The following is a 20215-nucleotide window of genomic DNA, read 5'->3' on the forward strand; positions in this document are numbered from 1 at the left end:
TGGGTGAATCGGACTAAATGGGCCGATCACAGGGGTCGGGCGGCTGATGGAGGCCGCACGGGTCATTGAAGAAATGGGGAAGGCTGGCGATATTCTGGCCACGCCGCTTTTCCCGGTCACGAGGGGTTTCGGCCATGGCCACAGAGAGCAGTCCCGCGCGCAATGGTGCGCAATCTGGCGCCTGGCTGCCTGGCTGGGCAGTGCCATTGGCCTTTGCGGCCTTTGTGGCTGGCGTCATTGCGCTGGGGATTGCCCTGCATTTGCAGGGCCAGCGGAATGCCGAACAGATTGCATCCGAGACGCTGCGGGTCACTTCCGAACTGTCGGCCCACTCGCTGGACACCTGGCTCACGGAGCGTTCTGGCGATGCCGAGGCCATCGGCTCCAATCCCCTGCTGGTCAAGGCACTCGACCACTGGTGGCAGGGCGAGGCGCAGCGCGCCGAGTACACCCCCTTCATCCAGCAGCATCTCGAAGGCATCCGGCGCGTCTACGGCTACCGGAGCATTGCGGTCGTCGATGTCGGCACGGACAAGGCGGTGTTCAGCAGCGGAGCCCCTCTGGACGCGCAGCAACGCAGCCGCGTGGCGCAGGCTGGAACGGGTGCCTACCCGCGGTGGATCGAACTGCCTGCGGAGAATGGCGCAGGGCTGCGCCTGGCCCTGGCGCGCAGCATTGCCGACAGCACCCGGGGAACGGGCCATGTGCTTTACATGGAAATGGACCTCCAGTGGCTGGTGGATACGTTGGCCAAGGCCAGGCTGCCGAACTGGGGTGGAGAGACCATTCTGGTGCACCGCGATGCACGGGGCCTGCAGATCCTTGCACCGGCCAGCGGGCCCGGGCTGCAGCCCCTTCATGGGCCTGGGCCCGTGGTCGAGTACCTGCTGACAGAGCCCGGTGTTTCCGTGGTGCAGGGGCCCAACCGCCATGGCGTGGCGGTGATGGCGCGGCGCGAGAACGTCCTGCTGCCGTCGTGGATGGTGCTCAGCCTGATGCCCGAGAAGGCGGTGTATGCGGCGGTGCAAGCGCGCAGCAGTCTCCTGGTCCTCGGGGTGGCGGTTCTACTCCTCTTCGGCTCGCTGCTCTACGCAGCCTGGCGCCGCGGCGAACACCACCGCCACGCCGCGCGCGAGGCCGGGCTGCGCCGGCACTATGAGCAGGTGATGCGTGACTCGACCGATATCTTTTTCCTGACCGACAACGACGGTACCATCCTCGACGTGAGCCAGGCGACGGTCGACGTGTATGGCTATCCGCGCGAGCAGCTCATCGGCATGAACGCCCAGCGTCTTCGGCCGCCCGATCAGGCCGCGCAGCAGGCAGCCATCCTGGAGGCCATGCAGCCTGGCGAGTCGCGCCACGTTCGCATCCCCCGGCTGCGCGCCGACGGCAGCACCTTCCTGCTGGAAGGCACGGTCGGCTGCTTCGAGTCGGAGGGCCAGCGCTACTATGTGGGCATAGGGCGCGACATCACGCGCCAAGCCCAGGTGGAAACGCAGCTGCGCGTGGCCGCGAGCTTCTTCAACCGCTCCGCTGCTGCCATCGTGGTCGGCGACCGTGACAAGCTCATCGTCTCGATCAATCCCCACCTCACGAAGATCACGGGCTATACGCTCGAAGACCTGCGGGGGCAGCCCACGGTGATCCTCAATGCGGGGCTCGATCCTGCAGGGGTCGAGCGTGCGCGCGCCATCCTCAAGGCCGAGGATTTCTGGGAGGGCGAGATGAACATCCGCCGAAAGGACGGTACGGTCTTCCCGGCGCGCCTGCTGGTCTGTGCGCACCGCGGTGCCGACGGCCAGGTGGAGCAGCACGTGGACCTGTTCACGGACCTGACCCGCCTCAAGCAGGCCGAAAGCCAGGCCGAGTACCTGGCGGTGCACGACCCCGTGACCAGGCTGCCCAATCGCGCCAGGCTCGAACAGGACCTGCCGCAGTACATCGCTGCGCTGAATGTCCAGGGTGTAGCGCCCCACAACAGCCTGTCGCTGGCCCTGGTCAATCTGGACCGGTTCAAGAGCGTCAACGAATCGTTTGGCTACGCGCAGGGCGATGTTTTCCTGGTCGAGGTGGCCGAGCGCCTGCGGGGGCTCAGCGCGGACCTCAAGGGCCTGTACCGCTATGGGGGCGATGAATTCATGCTGGTGCTGGCGGGCAACCCCGTCACCCATGCACTGCTGATCAGCCAGGTGCGTGCGCTGCTGGCACCACCCATCCGCCTGGGCGCGCAGGAGCACCCGGTGTCCCCCACCGCCAGCATTGGCATTGCGAGCAGCCCCGAGCATGCGCGCACCGCAGAGGAGCTGCTGCACAACGTCGAAGCCGCCATGCGCATCGCCAAGGCCCAGGGGCGCAACACCTGGCGCCTGTATGCGCCCGAGATGAACGCCTCGGCCTACGATGACATGCTGCTCGCGGTGGACCTGCGCCAGGCCATCGATGTGGGTGACCTCGAGCTGCACCTGCAGCCCCAGTTCACGCTGTCGCATGGCCAGCCCGTGGGCATGGAGGCCTTGCTGCGCTGGACGCACCGGACGCGGGGCCCGGTGTCCCCGGCGCGCTTCATTCCGATTGCCGAATCCTCGGGGATGATCGCGGAAATCGGCACCTGGGTGCTGCGCGAGGCGGCACGCATCTGGTCCGGCTGGCGCGGCGAGGGGCTGGTGCCCCTGCCGATTGCGGTGAACCTCTCGGCGGTGCAGTTCCAGGCGCCTGACTTCCTGCACGAGGTGGGCCGTGTCCTGTCGGAGTTCGACCTGCCTGCCGGCGCACTGGAGATGGAGTTGACGGAAGGCACGCTGATGGCCAACACGGATGCTGCGGTGGACATCCTGCGCCAGTTGGTGGGCAAGGGCATCCAGATCGCCATCGACGACTTCGGCACGGGTTACTCCAGCCTGAGCTACCTGCGCCGCTTTCCGGTGAGCAAGCTCAAGATCGACCGCTCCTTCATCCTGGACCTGGGCAGGCACGGCAACGAGGAAGCCGAGGCCATCGCCTCGGCCGTCATCGCCATGGCCAAGAGCCTGAAGCTGCGCGTGATCGCCGAAGGCGTGGAAACCCCCGAGCAGCGCGATTTCCTCAAGGACCATGGCTGCGACGAGGTGCAGGGCTATCTGTATGCCCGGCCGATGCCCGTGGAGGCTGCGACGGCGCTGCTCGTGCAGCGCACAAGCCCCACCGAAACGCAAGGCAACTTCGCCTGATACGGCTTTGCCTTCAACCGGCTAACGTCGTTGGTTCGCCTTGCCGTGCTACAGCACTGTCTGCGGCTCCCGCCTAGTGTTCTGTCCCGCAAATAGATGCCAAAAATAAAACCGATGGATTTCGCGCCAGGGCAAGGCGCAAACCGCAGCGATAGCCGTAGCTATCGCGAGGATTTGCAACGCGGCCCTGGCGTGAATGACGCGGTTTTATTGGCATTTATTTGCGGGACAGGACACTAGTTATCCAATTGAATGCAAATCCGTATGAGCGCTGCCTCAGCCTGGCTCAGCCCGGTGGCAGGGCGATGCAGCGACCCTGCGGGCCTTCCGGGCCATTGCTCACGCCAAGCAACAGCACCCGCTGCAGCTGCGGCAGGTAGCGGATGGCCGTCTGCGGCGCGCTGTACCCGGCCGAGTCCTGCAGCGCTTCGTCCATGCGCCAATGGCGGCCCGAGGACAGGTGCTCGATGGTAAGCGTGCGCACGCCGGTGTAGAAGGTGCTGGTGATCTGCCCTTCGGTACCGAAGAAGCCGCCGCCCGTGCGCGCTGTGCGCCGGGTTCCCAGGAACGCGGTGCCCAAGCCCAAGCGCTGGTCGCGGCTGGTGCAGCTGCCCTCGAACGCTGCGGCGCAGTGCAGGGGCAGGGCGTTCTGCTGCGCGGTGACGGGCTGCACGGCCGGCTGCTTGACCTCGTCGAGTGCCACGGGCACCAGGCGGGCGCAGTCGGCATCGGGCTCCACGCGCCAGGCACCGGCACCGGGCAGGTCGGCTATGCCGTAGCGCGGCACGCCCAGGCCCACCGCCAGGTAGTACGTCGGTCCGGCGACATCCTGGCGCAGCAGCAACAGGGGCGGCTGGGTGCTCGACAGGGGCGAGAGCGTGCCCGACGGGACTTGCACTGCCAGGGGTTGTGCATCCAGCGTGCCGTTGCCCGGTGCGAAGCCGCTGGCAACGGCATGGGTGCCAGCCTGGCAAACCAATGCCGCACACCACCATGCTGCCATCGAACGACTGGACATGCCCGTGTGCATGGAGTGCTTCAAGCCGAGGGTTTTGCCTTGGGCACGCGGCCCATAAGGTAGAACTCGGGGTTGGGCTGCATGCCGGCAAAGCTGGCCATGCGGTTGCTCAGCCCGAAGAAGGCGGTGATGGCCGCAATGTCCCAGATGTCCTCGTCGTCGAAGCCATGCGCGTGCAGGGCGGTGAAGTCGGCATCTTCGATGGCGTGCGACTGCTCGCAGACCTTCATGGCAAAGTCGAGCATGGCGCGCTGGCGCGGGCTGATGTCGGCCTTGCGGTAGTTCACCGCCACCTGGTCGGCCACGAGCGGCTTCTTCTCATAGATGCGCAGGATGGCGCCATGCGCCACCACGCAGTACAGGCACTGGTTGGCCGCGCTGGTGGTGGTGACGATCATCTCGCGCTCGCCCTTGGTCAGGCTGCCTTCCTCCTTGAGCATCAACGCGTCGTGGTAGGCGAAGAAAGCGCGCCACTCGGCCGGGCGCCGGGCAAAGCCCAGGAATACGTTGGGCACGAAGCCGGCTTTCTCCTGCACTTCGAGGATGCGGGCGCGGATGTCCTCGGGCAGGCTGTCGAGCGATGGGGCGGGGTAGCGGGTCACGTCGGTCTCCTTGTTTTTTCTGATGGGCACCAGTATCGGGGATTCAAGGATGCCAATGGGTGGCGCGTACCGGACTGTGCGAGGGCGCTGCGGTGTTGCCCGCTAGCGCATAGGACAGCTGCGTGGCGGCTGCCATCACGGTCTGCGCGAGGGCTTCGAGCTTTTCTGCCGGCAGGCGCGAAGCCGGGCCCGAGATGCACACCGAGCCCATCAGCCGCCAGTGCATGCCGAACACCGGCGCCGACACTGTCGCCACGCCCTGTTCGCGCTCGCCAATGGACCAGTGGTAGCCCTTCTGGCGGATGGCTTCGTAGGCCTTGCCCGGCTCGCCCGAGAAGGCCAGGATCACGCGCCCCGGCGAGCCCTTGTCCAGCGGCAGGCCCTCGCCCATGCGCGCATGGTGGCGCAGCGCCTGCGGGCCCTCCACGCGCACGAGGCAGGTGCGCACCTGGCCTTCGCGCACATAGAAGGCGGCGCTCTCGCCCGTGGCATGGGTGAGCTCGCGCAGCGCCGGCTCCAGCACGTTCTGCACGTCAAAGCCCGCCTGGTAGCGCGCGCCCAGCCAGCCTGCGGCAGGGCCCAGGCGCCAGTCGCCATCTTCGCGTTGCACCATGAAGCCCGATTGCGCCAGCGTGCGCGCCAGGCGCAGCACCGTGGTCTTGTGCAGGCCGCAGCGCCGGCTCAGCTCGGCCAGGGGCAGGCTCGATTCGCCCAGCGCAAACGCCTCCAGCACCTGCAGCGCGCGGGTGACGGCGATGACACCGCTGGTGGTATCGGCGGCCGGCGATGCGGCAGGGGCCGAGGGCTTTTCAGGGGTGTTGCTCATGGCGCAATTCGTTTCATGGTGTGCAACTCCATTGTATGGGTTGAAACGTCTGCGTAAAGTCGCACCCACGGCGCCGGGCTTGCAGGCCGGCGTGACGAACCACCACAACGGAGACAAATCCATGCCAGTGCTTCCATCGCTTTCGCGTTCCGCCGGTGCACACCTGTGCGCTGCCTTCCTCGGGCTCGCCGCCGCTGCCATGCCGGCCGGCACGGTTTTCGCGCAGGCCGCCTACCCCAGCAAGCCGATCCGCCTGATCGTGCCCTTCCCGCCCGGCGGCGGCACAGACATGATCGCCCGCACCGTGGCCCAGAAGCTCACCGACCAGAACAAGTGGAACGTGATCGTGGACAACCGACCCGGTGCGGGCGGCAACCTGGGCGTGGACGCCGCCGCCAAGTCCGCACCCGACGGCTACACGCTGGTCATGGGCCAGACCAGCAACCTGGCCATCAACCCCACGCTGTATCCCAAGCTGCCCTACGACCCGCTCAAGGACCTGGTGCCCGTGGCACTGGTGTCGTCCTCGCCCATCGTGATCGCCGCGCCCGTCAATTCGCCCTACAAGACCTTTGCCGACGCGGTGGCCGCTGCCAAGGGCAAGCCCGATGCGCTCACCCTGGGTTACTCGGGCAACGGCACCGTGGCCCACCTGTCGGGCGAGCTGGCCGAAAACGCCGCCGGCATTCAACTGCGCCACATCCCCTACAAGGGCGCGGCCCAGGCCATGACCGACCTGGTGGGCGGGCAGATCGACCTGTACATGTCCTCCGTGCCCACGCTGCTGGGCCAGGTGCGCAACGGCAAGCTCAAGGTCATCGCCATCACCTCGGCCAAGCGCGCCAGCCAGCTGCCCGACGTGCCCACGCTGGCCGAGTCGGGCTACAAGGGCTTCGACGCTGTGACCTGGTTCGGCATCCTTGCGCCCGCCGGCACGCCCGCATCCATCGTGGCCCAGCTCAACAAGGCCATCAACCAGGCCCTGCAGCAACCCGACGTGGCCGACAAGCTGCGCAGCGAAGGCGGCGATGTGATGGGCGGCACGTCCGAACAGTTCGGCCACTTGTTGCGCACCGAGGTGCCGCGCTGGGGAAAGATCGTCAAGGACTCGGGCGCAAGCCTCGACTAGTCTGTAGGACTCGATAGCCGCAGGGGCCTTGCGACCAACGCGTTGCCCTGCCCAATTTCCATCCGTATTACCTGCAGCCGCTTCAAGTCAGCGGTCGCGCTGCGGCATGGGCATGTCCCAGCCACCGCCGGCGCTGCCGCACCGGTTTCACCGCTTTCCGTGCTCTCTACAAGGAATCCACCATGGGCCAGCTTCCAGAAATCATCCGTGACATAGAACGCGTCAGCGCCCAGGTCGTCCAGAAAGCCGCCACCTTCCAGGCGGCCATCCTCGCCGACGTGGCCGGCCGGCGCGGCACCATGCACGCCCGCGTGGCCCCGGTCCACCAGGACATGCAGGTGGCAGGCCCAGCCTTCACCGTCGAGGTGCGCCCTGGCGACAACCTCATGATCCACGCCGCGATTGCCCTGGCCCAGCCGGGCGACGTGCTGGTGATCGACGGCAAGGGCGACCAGACGGCGGCCTTGATGGGAACGCTGATGCTCAGCGCCTGCAAGAAGCTGGGGCTGGCCGGCGTGGTCGTCGACGGCGCGATCCGTGACAAGCTCGAACTGCTGGACCTGGGCTTTCCGGTGTTCAGCGCGGGCTTCAACCCCGCCGGCCCCACCAAGTACGTGCCCGGCCGCATCAACCACCCGATCTCGGCTGGCGGCGCCATGGTCCACCCGGGCGACCTGGTCGTGGGGGATGCCGACGGCGTGGTGGTGATCGAGCGCGCCAAGGCACCCGCGATGATGGCCCTGGCCGAAAGGAAGGTGGCCGACGAGGCCGCGCGCATCGAGGCCATTGCCCGCGGCGACACGGCATCGAAGTGGCTGCCCGCCGCCTTGCGCGCGGCCGGTGTGCTCAAGGAAGGGGAATCGCTGTGAGCCGCCCGAGCATCATCGTGACGGGCGCCGACCTGGCCGGGGAGGCCCTGGCACTGCTCGACGACTTCGAGATCGGCTATGCCGGCAAGGCCCCCACTGAGGACGACCTGGTGGCCCTGTGCCGCACCCACGACCCCGTAGCCATCATCGTGCGCTACGGCAAGGTCGGCGCGGCGGTGATGGATGCGGCGCCCTCGCTCAAGGTCATCTCCAAGCACGGCAGTGGCACCGACACCATCGACAAGGTGGCGGCAAAGGCGCGCGGCATCGAGGTGGTGGCCGCCGTAGGCGCCAACGCCGCAGCGGTGGCCGAGCAGGCCCTGGCACTGCTGCTGGCCTGCGCCAAGTCGGTGGTGGCGCTCGATGCCCGCATGCATGCCGGCTACTGGGACAAGGCCACGCACAAGAGCCTGGAGCTCGGTGGCCGCACGGTGGGCGTGGTCGGCCTGGGCGCCATCGGCCTGCGCTTTGCGAAGATGGCCGACGCGCTGGGCATGCGGGTGCTCGGCTTCGACCCGTTCGCGAAGAACCTGCCGGCGTATATCGAGAGCGTGGACCTGGCCACCATCTGGCGCGAGTCCGACGCCATCTCGCTGCACTGCCCTCTGACCGACGAGAACCGGGGCATGCTCAGCGCGGCGACGCTGGCGCAGTGCAGGCGCGGCGTGATCGTGGTGAATACCGCACGCGGCGGCCTCATCGACGAGCCGGCCCTGCTGGCGGCCGTGCGCAGCCGCCAGGTGATGGCCGCGGGGCTGGACAGCTTTGCGGTGGAGCCCATGGCCGCCGGCCACGCCTTCCAGGGCGAGGCGAATTTCATCCTCTCGCCGCACATCGGCGGCGTGACCAGCGATGCCTACGTGAACATGGGCGTGGGCGCGGCCAGGAACCTGCTCGCCTTGCTGGCGCGCCAGCCGGCCAAGACCTGAGTCCAGGGCTGCAGCTGGTCCAGAGAGGCTGCAGGGATGAGTCGGCTTAGCACGCGAAAACTCAATGGCTTTGGTGTTTCGATAAATATTGGCTATCGACAAAATTCAATCGATTCAATTTACGCGCCATGGATTGCTTCCTAACATTGGTTTCGCAAAGTGCTTAGAACCGTTTTCCAGGAGAGACCCATGACGACAGAAACCAAATGCCCTTTCGACCACGGTAAGGCCGCCGCGCCCAAGGGCCGTGGAAACGCCGACTGGTGGCCCAACCAGCTCAATCTGCGCCCGCTGAACCAGAGCTCCCCGCTGGTCGACCCCATGGGCGACGGCTTCAACTACGCCGACGAGTTCAAGAGCCTGGACCTCGCCGCCGTGAAGGCCGACCTGAACGCATTGATGACCGACTCGCAGGACTGGTGGCCGGCCGACTTCGGCCACTACGGCCCGCTGTTCATCCGCATGGCCTGGCACAGCGCCGGCACCTACCGCCTGGCCGATGGCCGCGGCGGTGCGGGGGCAGGGCAGCAGCGCTTTGCGCCCCTGAACAGCTGGCCCGACAACGCCAACCTGGACAAGGCGCGCCGCCTGCTGTGGCCCATCAAGCAGAAGTACGGCCGCAAGATTTCGTGGGCTGACCTGATGATCCTCACCGGCAACGTGGCGCTCGAGTCCATGGGCTTCAAGACCTTCGGCTTTGCCGGTGGCCGCCCCGACGTGTGGGAACCCGATGAAAACGTCTACTGGGGTGCCGAGACCACCTGGCTCGGTGGCGACAAGCGCTACAGCGGCGAGCGCGACCTGGCCAAGCCCCTGGCCGCCGTGCAGATGGGCCTGATCTACGTGAACCCCGAGGGCCCCAACGGCAACCCCGACCCCATCGCTGCGGCGCGCGACATCCGCGACACCTTTGCCCGCATGGCCATGGACGACGAAGAGACCGTGGCGCTGATCGCCGGCGGCCACACCTTTGGCAAGACGCACGGCGCGGGCGACGCCGCCCTGGTGGGCAAGGAGCCCGAGGGCGGCGGCATCGAGGACCAGGGCTTTGGCTGGATCAGCAAGCATGGCAGCGGCTTTGGCGGCGATGCCATCACCAGCGGCCTGGAAGTCACCTGGACCACCACGCCCACGCAATGGAGCAACAACTTCTTCGAGAACCTGTTCGGCTTCGAGTGGGAACTCACCAAGAGCCCGGCCGGCGCCCACCAGTGGACGGCCAAGGGCGCCGAGGCGACCATCCCCGATGCGCACGACCCGTCGAAGAAGCGCGTGCCCACCATGCTCACCACCGACCTCTCGCTGCGCCAGGACCCGGCCTACGAGAAGATATCGCGTCGCTTTTTGGAGCACCCCGAACAGTTCGCCGACGCCTTTGCGCGCGCCTGGTTCAAGCTCACGCACCGTGACATGGGTCCGCGTGTGCGCTACCTGGGCCCTGAGGTGCCGGCCGAAGTGCTGATCTGGCAGGACCCGATCCCCGAGGTGGACCATGCCCTGGTCGATGCACAGGACGTGACGGTGCTCAAGGCAAAGATCCTGGCATCGGGCCTGTCGGTGTCCGAGCTGGTGTCCACCGCCTGGGCCTCGGCCTCCACCTACCGTGGCGGCGACAAGCGCGGCGGGGCCAACGGTGCACGCATCCGCCTGGCGCCGCAGAAGGGCTGGGAAGTGAACCAGCCGGCGCAACTGGCCAAGGTGCTGGGCAAGCTCGAAGCGATCCAGCAGGACTTCAATGCCGCGCAGACCGGTGGCAAGAAGATCTCCATCGCCGACCTCATCGTGCTGGGCGGTGCTGCGGCCGTCGAGTCCGCCGCCCGCAGCGCCGGCCAGGAGGTGAGTGTGCCCTTCATGCCAGGCCGCATGGACGCCTCGCAGGAGCAGACCGACGTGCCCTCGTTCGAGGTCATGGAGCCGCTGGCCGATGGCTTTCGCAACTATGTGCGCCCCGGCCTGGAGGAAGCCGTGGCCGAGCTGCTGATCGACCGCGCCAACCAGCTCACCCTGACGGGCCCCGAGATGACGGTGCTGTTGGGCGGCCTGCGCGCCCTGGGCGCCAATGCGGGCCAGGGCCGGCATGGCGTGTTCACCCAGCAGCCCGGCGCGCTCACGAATGACTTCTTCGTGAACCTGCTGGACATGCGCACGCGGTGGCAGAAATCCGGCTCGGCTGCCGGTGTCATCGAAGGGGTGGACCGCACCACCGGTGCAGCGAAGTGGACGGGCACCGTGGCCGACCTGGTGTTCGGCTCCAACTCGCAGCTGCGTGCGCTGGCCGAGGTGTATGGCAGCAGCGATGCGCAGGCGGTGTTCGTGCAGGATTTCGTGAAGGCCTGGACCAAGGTCATGAACCTGGACCGTTTTGACCTCGCTGGCGCAACCGCCGACGCCTGAGCAAGCTGACAACGCCACCGTCCTTTCCCTTCGCGGGGCAGGGCCGGTGGCGTTGTGCTGCCCGCAGGGGCGGGCCGGCTAACATGGCGGCCCCAACCGTATTGGAGTGCCCGCATGACGCAACCCCCATCCACCAAGGACTTCGACAAAGGCCTGGCCACGCGCAAGCAGGTCATGGGCGAGGACTTCGTGGCCAATGCCTTCGGCAACGCCACCGAGTTCACCCAGCCCATCCAGGAGTTCATCACCCGCAATGCCTGGGGCGATGTCTGGCAGCGCCCGGGGCTGGACATGAAGACGCGCAGCCTGGTCACCGTGGCCTTTCTCACCGCGCTGGGCAAGCAGCATGAGCTCAAGGGCCATGTGCGCGGCGCGCTCAACAACGGCGCCACGGCGGCCGAGATCCAGGAAGTGCTGCTGCACGCCAGCATCTACTGCGGCCTGCCCGCAGCAGTCGATGCCTTTCGCACCGCCGCCGAGGTGATCGACGGGCCGAAGAAATAAGGCCTAGCCTGCGAGCAGCTTGTGCACCAGGTCGGCGGCTGTCGACGCGTTGTACTTGCGCATGAGGCGCGCGCGGTAGATCTCCACCGTGCGGTGGCTGATGTCCAGGGTGCGCCCGATCTCCTTGGAGGTCAGGCCCTCCAGCAGCCGCGCGGCCACTTCGCGTTCGCGGCCGGTCAGCTCGGCCTTCACGGGGCGCTGCGAGCTCAGGTCCTCGAAGCTCCAGATGCCCGAGGCGTGGGGGTCTTCGCGGTTCAGGGCGCGGCCTGACACGTGGCACCAGAACACCTCGCCGTTGGCACGCTTCATGATGCGGTTGTCGGCGTAGTGGCCCTTGGCGTTGAGGATGGGCTCCATGTGCGCGCCCAGGCGCTCGTACTCGTCGGCGCTCGGATAAAGTACCTGGAACGACTGTCCGATCAGCAGCTCGCGCGAGGCGCCGAACATCTCGCACACCTGGCGATTGCAGTCCACCATGGTGCGGTTGCGCGAGAGCACCAGGCCCACGGGGGCCATGTCAAACGCGAGTTTGTAATCAACGTCCATCGGTGGCGTCCATAGTGCAAGTCTTTACGGGGTACTACCTATTCGGGTACGTAGTATCGTAGCGTATCCAACATTCGCAAGGAGATCGTGGTGAACAAGATATTTCCCTCCGCAGCCAAAGCGCTGGAAGGCGTGGTTGCAGATGGCCAGTTGATGGCTGTCGGCGGTTTCGGGCTGTGCGGTATCCCCGAGGCCCTGATCGACGCCCTGCGCGATTCGGCCGTGAAGAACCTCACCGTGATCTCCAACAACGCAGGCGTCGATGGCTTCGGCCTGGGCAAGCTGCTCGATACGCGCCAGATCAAGAAGATGATCTCATCCTACGTGGGCGAGAACAAGGAGTTCGAGCGCCAGTACCTGGCGGGCGAGCTGGAGCTCGAATTCACGCCCCAGGGCACGTTGGCCGAGAAGCTGCGTGCCGGCGGCGCGGGCATCCCGGCCTTCTTCACCAAGACCGGCGTGGGCACCATCGTGGCCGATGGCAAGGAGCTGCGCGAGTTCGACGGCGAAACCTATGTGATGGAGCGCTCGCTGGTGCCCGACGTGTCGCTGGTCAAGGCCTGGCGCGCCGACAAGTCCGGCAACCTGCAGTTCCGCCTCACGGCGCGCAACTTCAACCCTGCGGCCGCCACGGCCGGCAAGGTCTGCATCGTCGAAGTGGAAGAGATCGTGGAAACCGGTGCCATGGAACCCGACCAGGTCCACCTGCCCGGCATCTACGTGCACCGCATCGTGCACAACGCCAACCCCGAGAAACGCATCGAAAAACGCACCATCACCGAGAAAGCAGGAGCCTGACCATGCCGTGGACCCAAGACCAGATGGCCGCACGCGCGGCGCAAGAACTCGAAGACGGTTTCTACGTGAACCTGGGCATCGGCATCCCCACGCTGGTGGCCAATTTCACGGGTGACAAGGAAGTGTGGCTGCAGTCCGAGAACGGCATGCTGGGCATCGGCCCCTTCCCGACAGAAGACGCGGTGGACGCCGACCTGATCAATGCCGGCAAGCAGACCGTGACCACCATCAAGGGCTCGTCCATCTTCGGCAGCGACCAGTCGTTTGCCATGATCCGCGGCGGCAAGATCAACCTGTCCATCCTGGGCGCCATGCAGGTCAGCGAAAAGGGCGACCTGGCCAACTGGATGATCCCGGGCAAGATGGTCAAGGGCATGGGCGGCGCGATGGACCTGGTGGCTGGCGTCAAGCGCGTGATCGTGCTCATGGAGCATGTGGCGAAGAAGAAGGACGGCACCGAAGACTTGAAGATCCTGCCCCAGTGCACGCTGCCCCTCACGGGCGTGGGCGTGGTCGACCGCATCATCACCGACCTGGCCGTGCTGGACGTGACGCCCGAAGGCCTCAAGCTCATCGAACTGGCCCCTGGCGTGACGTTTGAAACGCTGCAGGCCAAGACCGGCGTGACCGTGCTGCAGTGATTGGTACGCTGCCGCGCCTTTCATGGGCGCGCAGCGAACAAGACAAAAGGCCGGGGCCCCGTGAGGGGCCCCGGCCTTTTGCATGGAAGCAGCAGTGCGGTCTGCAGCCTTGCCTGGCGTGGATTACAGAACGCCGATCTCGCCCGAAGGGATCTGGCCGGTGCGCACGGCTTCGGCAGCAGCGGCACGCACGGCGGCGCGGTCGGCCTTCGATTGGTAGGTCACCACGCGGGAACCGGCAGGCTCCATGCTGTGCGTGCGGGCCTCCACGGCAGCTTCGGCAGCCACTTCGGCGCGGGTGCGGTTGGTTTCAAACTTCAGGGCGAACTGCGAGCTGTCGGCTTCATCGGCGTAGGCACCGAAGGAAGCGAAAGCGGCAACGGCAGCGATGGACAGGAAACGTGCGGTGTTGTTCATAGTGATTCTCCGATCAAATGGGGGTAAGGGGGCTTGCTGCAGGGCGGTGCGGATTACAGGTAACCAGCTTCGCCCGACGAGATCTGGCCGGTGCGCAGGGCTTCGGCAGCCTGGGCACGCACGGCGGCACGGTCGGCCGTCGATTGGTAGGTCACCACGCGGGAACCAGCGGGTTCCATGCTGTGCGTGCGGGCCGTCACGGCCGCTTCGGCAGCCACTTCGGCGCGGGTGCGGTTGGTTTCGAACTTGAGGGCGAATTGCGAGCTATCGGCTTCGTCGGCATAGGCGCCGAACGATGCAAAAGCGGCAACAGCGGCGATGGAGAGAAAGCGTGCAGTCGTGTTCATGATGAAAATCCTTGGAAGATAAAAAGCGTCTCGAAAACCGGTACAAAACTGTTTCTGACCGGGTTCGGTGAGTCGCCTTGCGAGTTCGGCTCATCGATGGGATGAACTGTACGCCTGGTGTGTTCAGGGAAAAACCACCCAGTCGCGAACTGACTGTTCCAGTTTTGAAAACAGTTGCACGAGCGGCAGGCATAAAAAAAGCCCGCAGCTGCATTGCAGCTGCGGGCCGAAGAAGAACCTCTCAGGGGCTCAGGGCAACTGGCTCCAGTTCTGGTTGTTGCCCCCGTTGCAGGTCCAGGTGAGCAGCGGCGTGTCCTGCACCGTCGAGTTGTTGGGTACGTCGATGCAGGCGCCCGATTCCCGGTTGCGGATGGTCGAGCCCACAAGGCTCCACTGCGCCGTGTTGCCGATGCTGCAGGCCAGTTGCACCACACCGGCGCCGCTGGCTGCAGCGCTGTCCTGCGCCAGGCACAGGTTGCTGTGTTTGGCGACCAGTTGCACATAGCCCCCGGTGATGTTGCGCAAGGTGAAGGTCTCGTTGTCCGCGCTGCCGCAGGGCCACTGGATGGCCACGGCCCCGCTGGCCGCCGAGGCCCCCCGGATGTTGATGCACATCGTGCTCTGGTTGGACCGCAGCCGTGCCGTGATGTCCGAGCCCGTGTCCAGCGAGCGCACGTAGTCGGCCAGCGCCAGCCGGTCCGCTGCCGGCAGGCCTGCGGCATTGCCGTGGCCACCGGCGATCACGTCCAGCACGCTGGCCTTCTGGCCGTTGTGCAGGTAGGCCTTGGCGGCCCAGCTGCCGATCAGCGTGGGCGTGTCGAAGCCCACGCCGGCCAGCGGCTGGTTGGCGCCCTTGCCCGAGGATGCCTGGATGCTGCCTACGTCGTGCCGCAGGCCGTCCTGGAAGGTGCCGCCCGCATGGCAACTGGCGCAGTTGGCGTTGGCGAACAGGGTCTGCCCGCGCGCGGCCTCCACGGTAAGGCTGCCGTCGGCGGCGCGCGCCGGGCTGCGCATGTACTTGTTCAGCGAGGCGAGGTAGGCCGCCAGGTCGTCGAGCTGCGCATTGCGGCCGGCCTTGGGCGTGCCCAGCGGGTCGGCCGTGGCGGCAAAGTCCGCGTCGCTCAGGAAGCCCGTGCCGCCGAAAGCGCTGCGCATGTCGTTCTCGAAGTCCTGTACCTCGTCGAAGTTGGCGCTCCAGTGCAGCTTGCCGTGGCCGGTGCCGCGCCGGCCCTGCAGGCTGATGGTGCGGCGCAGGCCCTCGCCGCGCTGGGTGAAGTCCCAGACCATGCCGTCGTCGCCGCCATCGGCGTGGCAGCTTGCGCAGGACATGTAGTTGTCCTTGCTCATGCGCCGGTCGGCCGCGTTGTAGAACACCAGCTTGCCGCGCAGAGCCGCGGCGGCCATGGGCTCCTGCGCCACCGTGGCCACGTTCTGCAGGAACACCGCCGCCGCGCTGCGCGAGGCCAGCACGTCGGCCACATCGTGCACGGTGACCGAGCGCGCCAGGAAGTTGTTGACGTACAGCCGCTTGCGCGCAGCGTCCAGGTACAGGCCGTGGGGCGCGCTGCTGGCGTTGATCTCGCCGCGCACGGCACGGGTGTAGGCATCGACGATGGCGATGTTGTTGCCCTCCATCTGCGCGACGAACAGGTAGTCGCCCGCCGGGGAGAAGAGGGCGGCGCGCGCCGGCGCCCGGTCGTCGAAGTCGATCTGCTCGGGCAGCAGGTGCGTGGCCTGCGCCAGGTCGACCTGCGACAGGATGGAGCGCACCGTCTGGTCGTGCAGCAGGTCCCCACCGTCGCGGAAGCGCCCGCGCACGATGTTGTCCTTCTTGCCCGGCAGCACCGCGCGGCTGCCGTCGGGCGAGATCACCACCTGGCTCAGGTAGTTGGCCACGCCGCGTGCGCTGTTCTCGGTGTCCACCGTGCTCGTGTCCACCGGCAGGGCGATGGTGGACAACAGGCCCATGGAACTGAGGCCCACCTTGTGCAGTTGCCCGCCCGTCATCTTCGACTTGAAGCGCGTGATGTAGACCGTCTGCGAGTCGGCTGCCACCGCGATGCCGCGCAGGTCGCCATCCAGCGCCAGGGTGCCCGTGGTGTTGCCGTTGGCCGGGTCGAAGGCGATCAGCGTGGACTTGCTCTCCAGCGTCAAGAGGCCCTTGCTGCCATTGGGCGTGAAGGCCACGCCGTAGGGCCCGCTGCCATAGGGCAGGGCCACCGTGGCCGCGATGCTGCCATCGGCCGGGTTCAGCGCCACCAGCTTGTCCTCGCCCTGCACGGTGACCCAGATGCGGCCATCGGGGGCACGTGCCAGGGTCTTGGGTTCGTCGCCCACGCGTGTCTCCCAGCGCTTGGTCAGGGCCTGCGCATCGATGGCCGCCACCGTGCCGCTGTCCGGGTTCACCGCATAGATGCTGTTGGCGTCGCCAACGATGTTGCTCGAATGCGTGGGCGCAGTGGCCGTCACCGGGAAGGTCACGGTCACGTTGTAGGTGTAGAAGGTCTCCTGGCCCGCCGCGTTGCGCACCGTCAGGGTCACCGTGTAGTGGCCGGGGCGGTTGTAGCTGTAGGTGGTGTTGGCCTCGGCCGAGAAGGCGGTCTGCGTGCCGTTGCCGAAATTCCAGCGGTAGGTGACCCCGCTGCCACCACCCAGGCGGGTGGGGTCGAAGCTCAACTGCCCGTTAACCAGCTGCGGCCCGCCGCTCACGCCGGCATCGCCGATGATGGCCTGGGCCCGCAGTTGCGTGACGTCGGCATCGCTGAGCACGCGCCCGTAGACGCGCACATCGGCCAGGCTGCCGCGGAAGAAGTCGGTGTTGCCCTGGATCTGCCCGAGCAGCGCGAACTTGTTCGACAGGCCCTTGGTGCCCGTGAGCCCGGTGGAACTGGTCTTGGTGCCGTCGATGTACAGCGTCTGCGCCCCCGAGGCGGCGTCGCGCGTCATCACCACATGGTGCCAGTTGCCGTCGTTCACGGCTGCGGTGGAGCGGGTGCCGGGGTTGTTGGCCGCCACATTGCCCACCGAGAGGTTCAGGCGCCCGGTGTTGTCGATCCAGCCCCAGAACACGTCGTCCGCACCGCCCGACTGGTCGCGCCCGAAGAGGCCGGGCGCTGTCCAGGCGTTGGCCGAGCCGGCCTGCGTGGTCTTCATGTAGAAGGCCAGCGAAGCCGTGCCGCCCAGGGCGGTGGCCACGCTGTCGTTCTTGAGCGGCACGCCCCCCGTGCGCTGCGCGAAGTTCAGGCCAATGCTGCTGAACTGGTCGGCCGCCGAGGCCGTGCCATTGTTGGCTCCGATCTCGTCGGTCAGGGTGCTCGACAGCGGCCAGTGGTGCATCAGGCTGATGTCGGTGGCGTTGCCGGTATGGAAAACAGCCTTGTACTCGGCCGCGATGCCGTTGCCCGCATAGTCCTTCACGCCGCCGGCGGTGAGCACGATCTCATAGCTGGTGCCGGCCGCCAGGGGCTGGGTGGGGTGGAAGTTGATGATGCCCAACTGCACGCTGTAGGTGCCGGCCAGTGCATTGCCGTTGAGCGGGCGCACGATGAAGGTGCTGGCGTTCACGCTCTCGGGCAGGATGCTGTCCGTCAGACCCACGCCGATGCGCGAAGTCAGCGCCTGCTGCTTGGAGCCGTTGGTGGGCGAGGTCTGCTTGACCATGGGCGGCGTGGTGTCGCGCGCCGTCTGGTGCACGATGAAGCCGCTGCCCGAGCCGTGGTCGTTGCCGATGAACAGCAGGTTGCCCATGGGCGCCACCTGGCCGTGGTCGGAGTGCGAGTACTCGGGATCGTTCGTTGCGAACAGGCTGCCCTGGCCCACCTCGACGTGGTTGAGCGGGTTGCTCACGTCCACCTTGTGCACCTTGAACTGCGCGCCCTGGAAGACGTAGTGGTCCTGCATGCCGCAGTACAGCTGTTCGTCGATGACCAGCCGGTTGTCCTCCACCACGAACTGCGTGCGGTCGTACAGGTCGTAGCTGTACATCTTTGCGCCGCCGCCGCGCGCCGAGGCGTGCAGGTTGCGTCCGTCGAAGCAGGTGGCGTAGTAGACGGGGTTGGAGCCCACGGTGTCCAGCACCTTGGGGTTGAGAGGGTCGGAGATATCGAGGCTGGCAAAGCCGTCGGTGTTGTCCATCGAGGTCAGCACCATGTGGTTGCCCATGGTGAAGATGGGCCCGACGCGAAAGCCCCCGAGCTCGCCGGTGGGCACGGGGTTGGGCTTGCCGGCGCCGCGGTTGGCGATCACGGCATTGGCCGGGTCGCTCGCATCCACGATGTAGACACCGTCGTTGGCCGAGGCCACGTAGACATAAGGGGCCTGCCACCACAGCTGCCAGGCCACGTTGGCATAGTCGCCGCCATTGACCGTGGGCAGCGCCAGCTTCTTGACCTGCTGGATGTTGTTGATGTCGGTGAAATCCCAGAACTCGATGCCCTTGATGCTGGGCACCACCACGTACTGCTTGCCGCCGATCTTCGCGGTGCCGAAGGCGTGCGCCTCGCGGAACTCCTTGGTGCGCCCCTCGGGCTCGTAGATTTTCTTGGCGAGCACGATGGCGCGCGGGTTGGACACGTCGTACAGCAAAAAGCCGCCGGGGCCCAGGCCGCTGTCGGGAGCGAACGAGGTCAGGAAATAGCCGTTGAGCATGATGCCCACGTTTAGCCCGTAGTCCTTGCGCCCGGGGTAGGTGGCCGGCACGTCGCCCGAGGCGCGGGTGATCATGGAGACCGGCTTGAACAGCTCGGCCGAGGTATAGGTCAGGTTGCCCAGGCCCGGACCCTGCAGCGGGAGCGGGACCTCGGCGGCCTGCGTGACTGCGGCCGCCATGGTGGTGAGGGTGGTCATCGGGTTGACCCCCGTGATCGCTGCGTGCGTCAGCAGTGTGACGAACGGCAGCAGGAGCGCCATCAGGTAATACCGGATTTTCATCGTCGCCTCCAGGTTGTTTGAAGTTCTCGGAAAACTCTCTTCTTCGATCCATCCGACGGCGCTGCCACAGGCGCGCGCAGGCGCACCGGCCGGTGGCACAGCTGCCACCGGCCGCAGGGCTCGTTCTCTCCGTCTCCCCTCTCTCTTCTTGTCGTCTGCAGCGTCGGCGGGATCAGGCCTGCGCTTGCGCTGTCGCGTAGATGTCCCAGGCCGCCGCAGCGCTGGCGCCGCGGTGGATCATGGCCATCAGCGCATCGACCACCGCCGAGGGGTTGGCGTGCTGGTACACGTTGCGCCCGTAGACCATGCCCACGGCCCCCTGGTCGAGCAGAACGCGCGAGCGCGCGAACACCTGCTGCAACTCCTCACGGCCGCCGCCGCGCACCAGCACCGGGCAGCGCGCGGCCTGCACCACGCGGTGGAAGTCGGTGGGGTCGGTGGTCGGGTCGGCCTTGACGATGTCGGCGCCCATCTCGCGCGCCAGGCGCACCAGGGTCACGATCTTCTCGGCGTCGCCGTCGACCATGTAGCCGCCTTGCTGGCTGTGCGGGCGCATCACCAGCGGCTCGATCATCAGCGGCATGCCGTAGCGGTCGCAGTCGGCGCGCACACGCGCGATGTTCTGCACGCACTGGCGGAACAGGTCGGGTTCATTGGGCAGCATGAACAGGTTGACCACCACACAGGCCGCATCGCGCTGCAAGGCCGGCAGCACCGGGTCGTGCTCGTTCTGCAGCAGGGCCCACATCACGCGGTGGGCAGTGGCGTTGTAGGGGTTGCCCATGTCGATGCGCATCACCAGCGCCGGCTTGTTGCGGCCCGCTCGGTCCTGCAGCAGGTCGGCCTGGCCGTAATTGAGCTGGATGGCGTCGGGCGCGGCGGCCACCAGCTTGTCCATCACCTGGGGCATGTCTTCCAGGCCGTTGAGGAAGCTGGGCTCGTTGCACACGCCGTGGTCGAGTGCGATGTCCAGGCAGCGGCCGTTGGTGAGCAGGCGGTTCAGGCGTGCGGTCTTGTCTTTCGACATACGAAGAAGTCCTTGGGTTGGGGATGGATA

General features: G+C 66.7%; 16 protein-coding genes. 8 read left to right on the plus strand and 8 right to left on the minus strand.

The features are described 5' to 3' along the window. Positions 1-134: 134 nt before the first annotated feature. Positions 135-3209: an EAL domain-containing protein gene (locus QYL93_RS13100; RefSeq protein WP_305744030.1), complete on the plus strand. Its 3075-nt coding sequence runs from the start codon at positions 135-137 to the stop codon at positions 3207-3209. A 286-nt stretch (positions 3210-3495) separates the two neighbouring features. On the opposite strand, the gene QYL93_RS13105 is transcribed toward QYL93_RS13100, so the two are convergent. The 3 genes from QYL93_RS13105 to QYL93_RS13115 are packed head-to-tail and all read right to left on the minus strand — an operon-like array spanning position 3496 to position 5655. Continuing rightward, positions 3496-4227: a hypothetical protein gene (locus QYL93_RS13105; RefSeq protein ID WP_305744031.1), complete on the minus strand. Its 732-nt coding sequence runs from the start codon at positions 4225-4227 to the stop codon at positions 3496-3498. A 20-nt stretch (positions 4228-4247) separates the two neighbouring features. Then, entirely contained in the window at positions 4248-4829 is a 582-nt protein-coding gene (locus QYL93_RS13110) for a peroxidase-related enzyme (RefSeq protein ID WP_305744032.1), read from the minus strand. A gap of 43 nt (positions 4830-4872) precedes the next feature. Then, positions 4873-5655: an IclR family transcriptional regulator gene (locus QYL93_RS13115; protein ID WP_305744033.1), complete on the minus strand. Its 783-nt coding sequence runs from the start codon at positions 5653-5655 to the stop codon at positions 4873-4875. A 121-nt stretch (positions 5656-5776) separates the two neighbouring features. Between QYL93_RS13115 and QYL93_RS13120 the strand changes: the two genes are divergently transcribed. The 5 genes from QYL93_RS13120 to QYL93_RS13140 all read left to right on the plus strand — a co-directional run bounded on the left by QYL93_RS13120 (position 5777) and on the right by QYL93_RS13140 (position 11480). Then, complete coding sequence (locus QYL93_RS13120; RefSeq protein WP_305744034.1) at positions 5777-6784, plus strand: tripartite tricarboxylate transporter substrate binding protein; 1008 nt, start codon at positions 5777-5779, stop codon at positions 6782-6784. Positions 6785-6966: 182 nt separating this feature from the next. Further along, positions 6967-7653, plus strand: coding sequence for an RraA family protein (locus QYL93_RS13125; RefSeq protein ID WP_305744035.1), 687 nt, complete (start codon positions 6967-6969; stop codon positions 7651-7653). Next, positions 7650-8582, plus strand: coding sequence for an NAD(P)-dependent oxidoreductase (locus tag QYL93_RS13130; RefSeq protein WP_305744036.1), 933 nt, complete (start codon positions 7650-7652; stop codon positions 8580-8582). Before QYL93_RS13125 ends, QYL93_RS13130 begins: the two co-directional genes overlap by 4 nt. 189 nt (positions 8583-8771) lie before the next feature. Beyond that, a complete protein-coding gene (katG, locus tag QYL93_RS13135; protein ID WP_305744037.1) occupies positions 8772-10976 on the plus strand; it encodes a catalase/peroxidase HPI in 2205 nt (734 codons plus the stop codon). 114 nt (positions 10977-11090) lie between these two features. Continuing rightward, the gene (locus QYL93_RS13140) at positions 11091-11480 is read left to right on the plus strand and encodes a carboxymuconolactone decarboxylase family protein (protein WP_179681061.1); all 390 of its coding nucleotides are present in this window, start codon (positions 11091-11093) and stop codon (positions 11478-11480) included. Between the two features lie 3 nt (positions 11481-11483). Here the strand turns inward: QYL93_RS13140 and QYL93_RS13145 are convergent, their stop codons facing one another. Further along, positions 11484-12026 carry a PAS and helix-turn-helix domain-containing protein gene (locus tag QYL93_RS13145; RefSeq protein ID WP_057206148.1) on the minus strand — a complete coding sequence of 181 codons (543 nt, stop codon included), beginning with the start codon at positions 12024-12026 and terminating at the stop codon, positions 11484-11486. A 90-nt stretch (positions 12027-12116) separates the two neighbouring features. Between QYL93_RS13145 and QYL93_RS13150 the strand changes: the two genes are divergently transcribed. Next, a complete protein-coding gene (locus QYL93_RS13150) occupies positions 12117-12824 on the plus strand; it encodes a CoA transferase subunit A (RefSeq protein ID WP_305744038.1) in 708 nt (235 codons plus the stop codon). Positions 12825-12826: 2 nt separating this feature from the next. Then, a complete protein-coding gene (locus tag QYL93_RS13155; RefSeq protein ID WP_057269769.1) occupies positions 12827-13465 on the plus strand; it encodes a 3-oxoacid CoA-transferase subunit B in 639 nt (212 codons plus the stop codon). Positions 13466-13588: 123 nt separating this feature from the next. Here the strand turns inward: QYL93_RS13155 and QYL93_RS13160 are convergent, their stop codons facing one another. The 4 genes from QYL93_RS13160 to QYL93_RS13175 all read right to left on the minus strand — a co-directional run bounded on the left by QYL93_RS13160 (position 13589) and on the right by QYL93_RS13175 (position 20185). Continuing rightward, complete coding sequence (locus QYL93_RS13160) at positions 13589-13882, minus strand: hypothetical protein (RefSeq protein WP_057206153.1); 294 nt, start codon at positions 13880-13882, stop codon at positions 13589-13591. A 53-nt stretch (positions 13883-13935) separates the two neighbouring features. After that, positions 13936-14229, minus strand: coding sequence for a DUF4148 domain-containing protein (locus QYL93_RS13165; protein ID WP_305744039.1), 294 nt, complete (start codon positions 14227-14229; stop codon positions 13936-13938). A gap of 249 nt (positions 14230-14478) precedes the next feature. After that, positions 14479-19158: a LamG-like jellyroll fold domain-containing protein gene (locus QYL93_RS13170; protein ID WP_305744040.1), complete on the minus strand. Its 4680-nt coding sequence runs from the start codon at positions 19156-19158 to the stop codon at positions 14479-14481. Between the two features lie 172 nt (positions 19159-19330). Next, a complete protein-coding gene (locus QYL93_RS13175) occupies positions 19331-20185 on the minus strand; it encodes a class I fructose-bisphosphate aldolase (RefSeq protein WP_305744041.1) in 855 nt (284 codons plus the stop codon). Positions 20186-20215: the final 30 nt, after the last annotated feature.

This window comes from Acidovorax sp. A1169, from assembly GCF_030704685.1.
Lineage (GTDB): Bacteria > Pseudomonadota > Gammaproteobacteria > Burkholderiales > Burkholderiaceae_C > Acidovorax.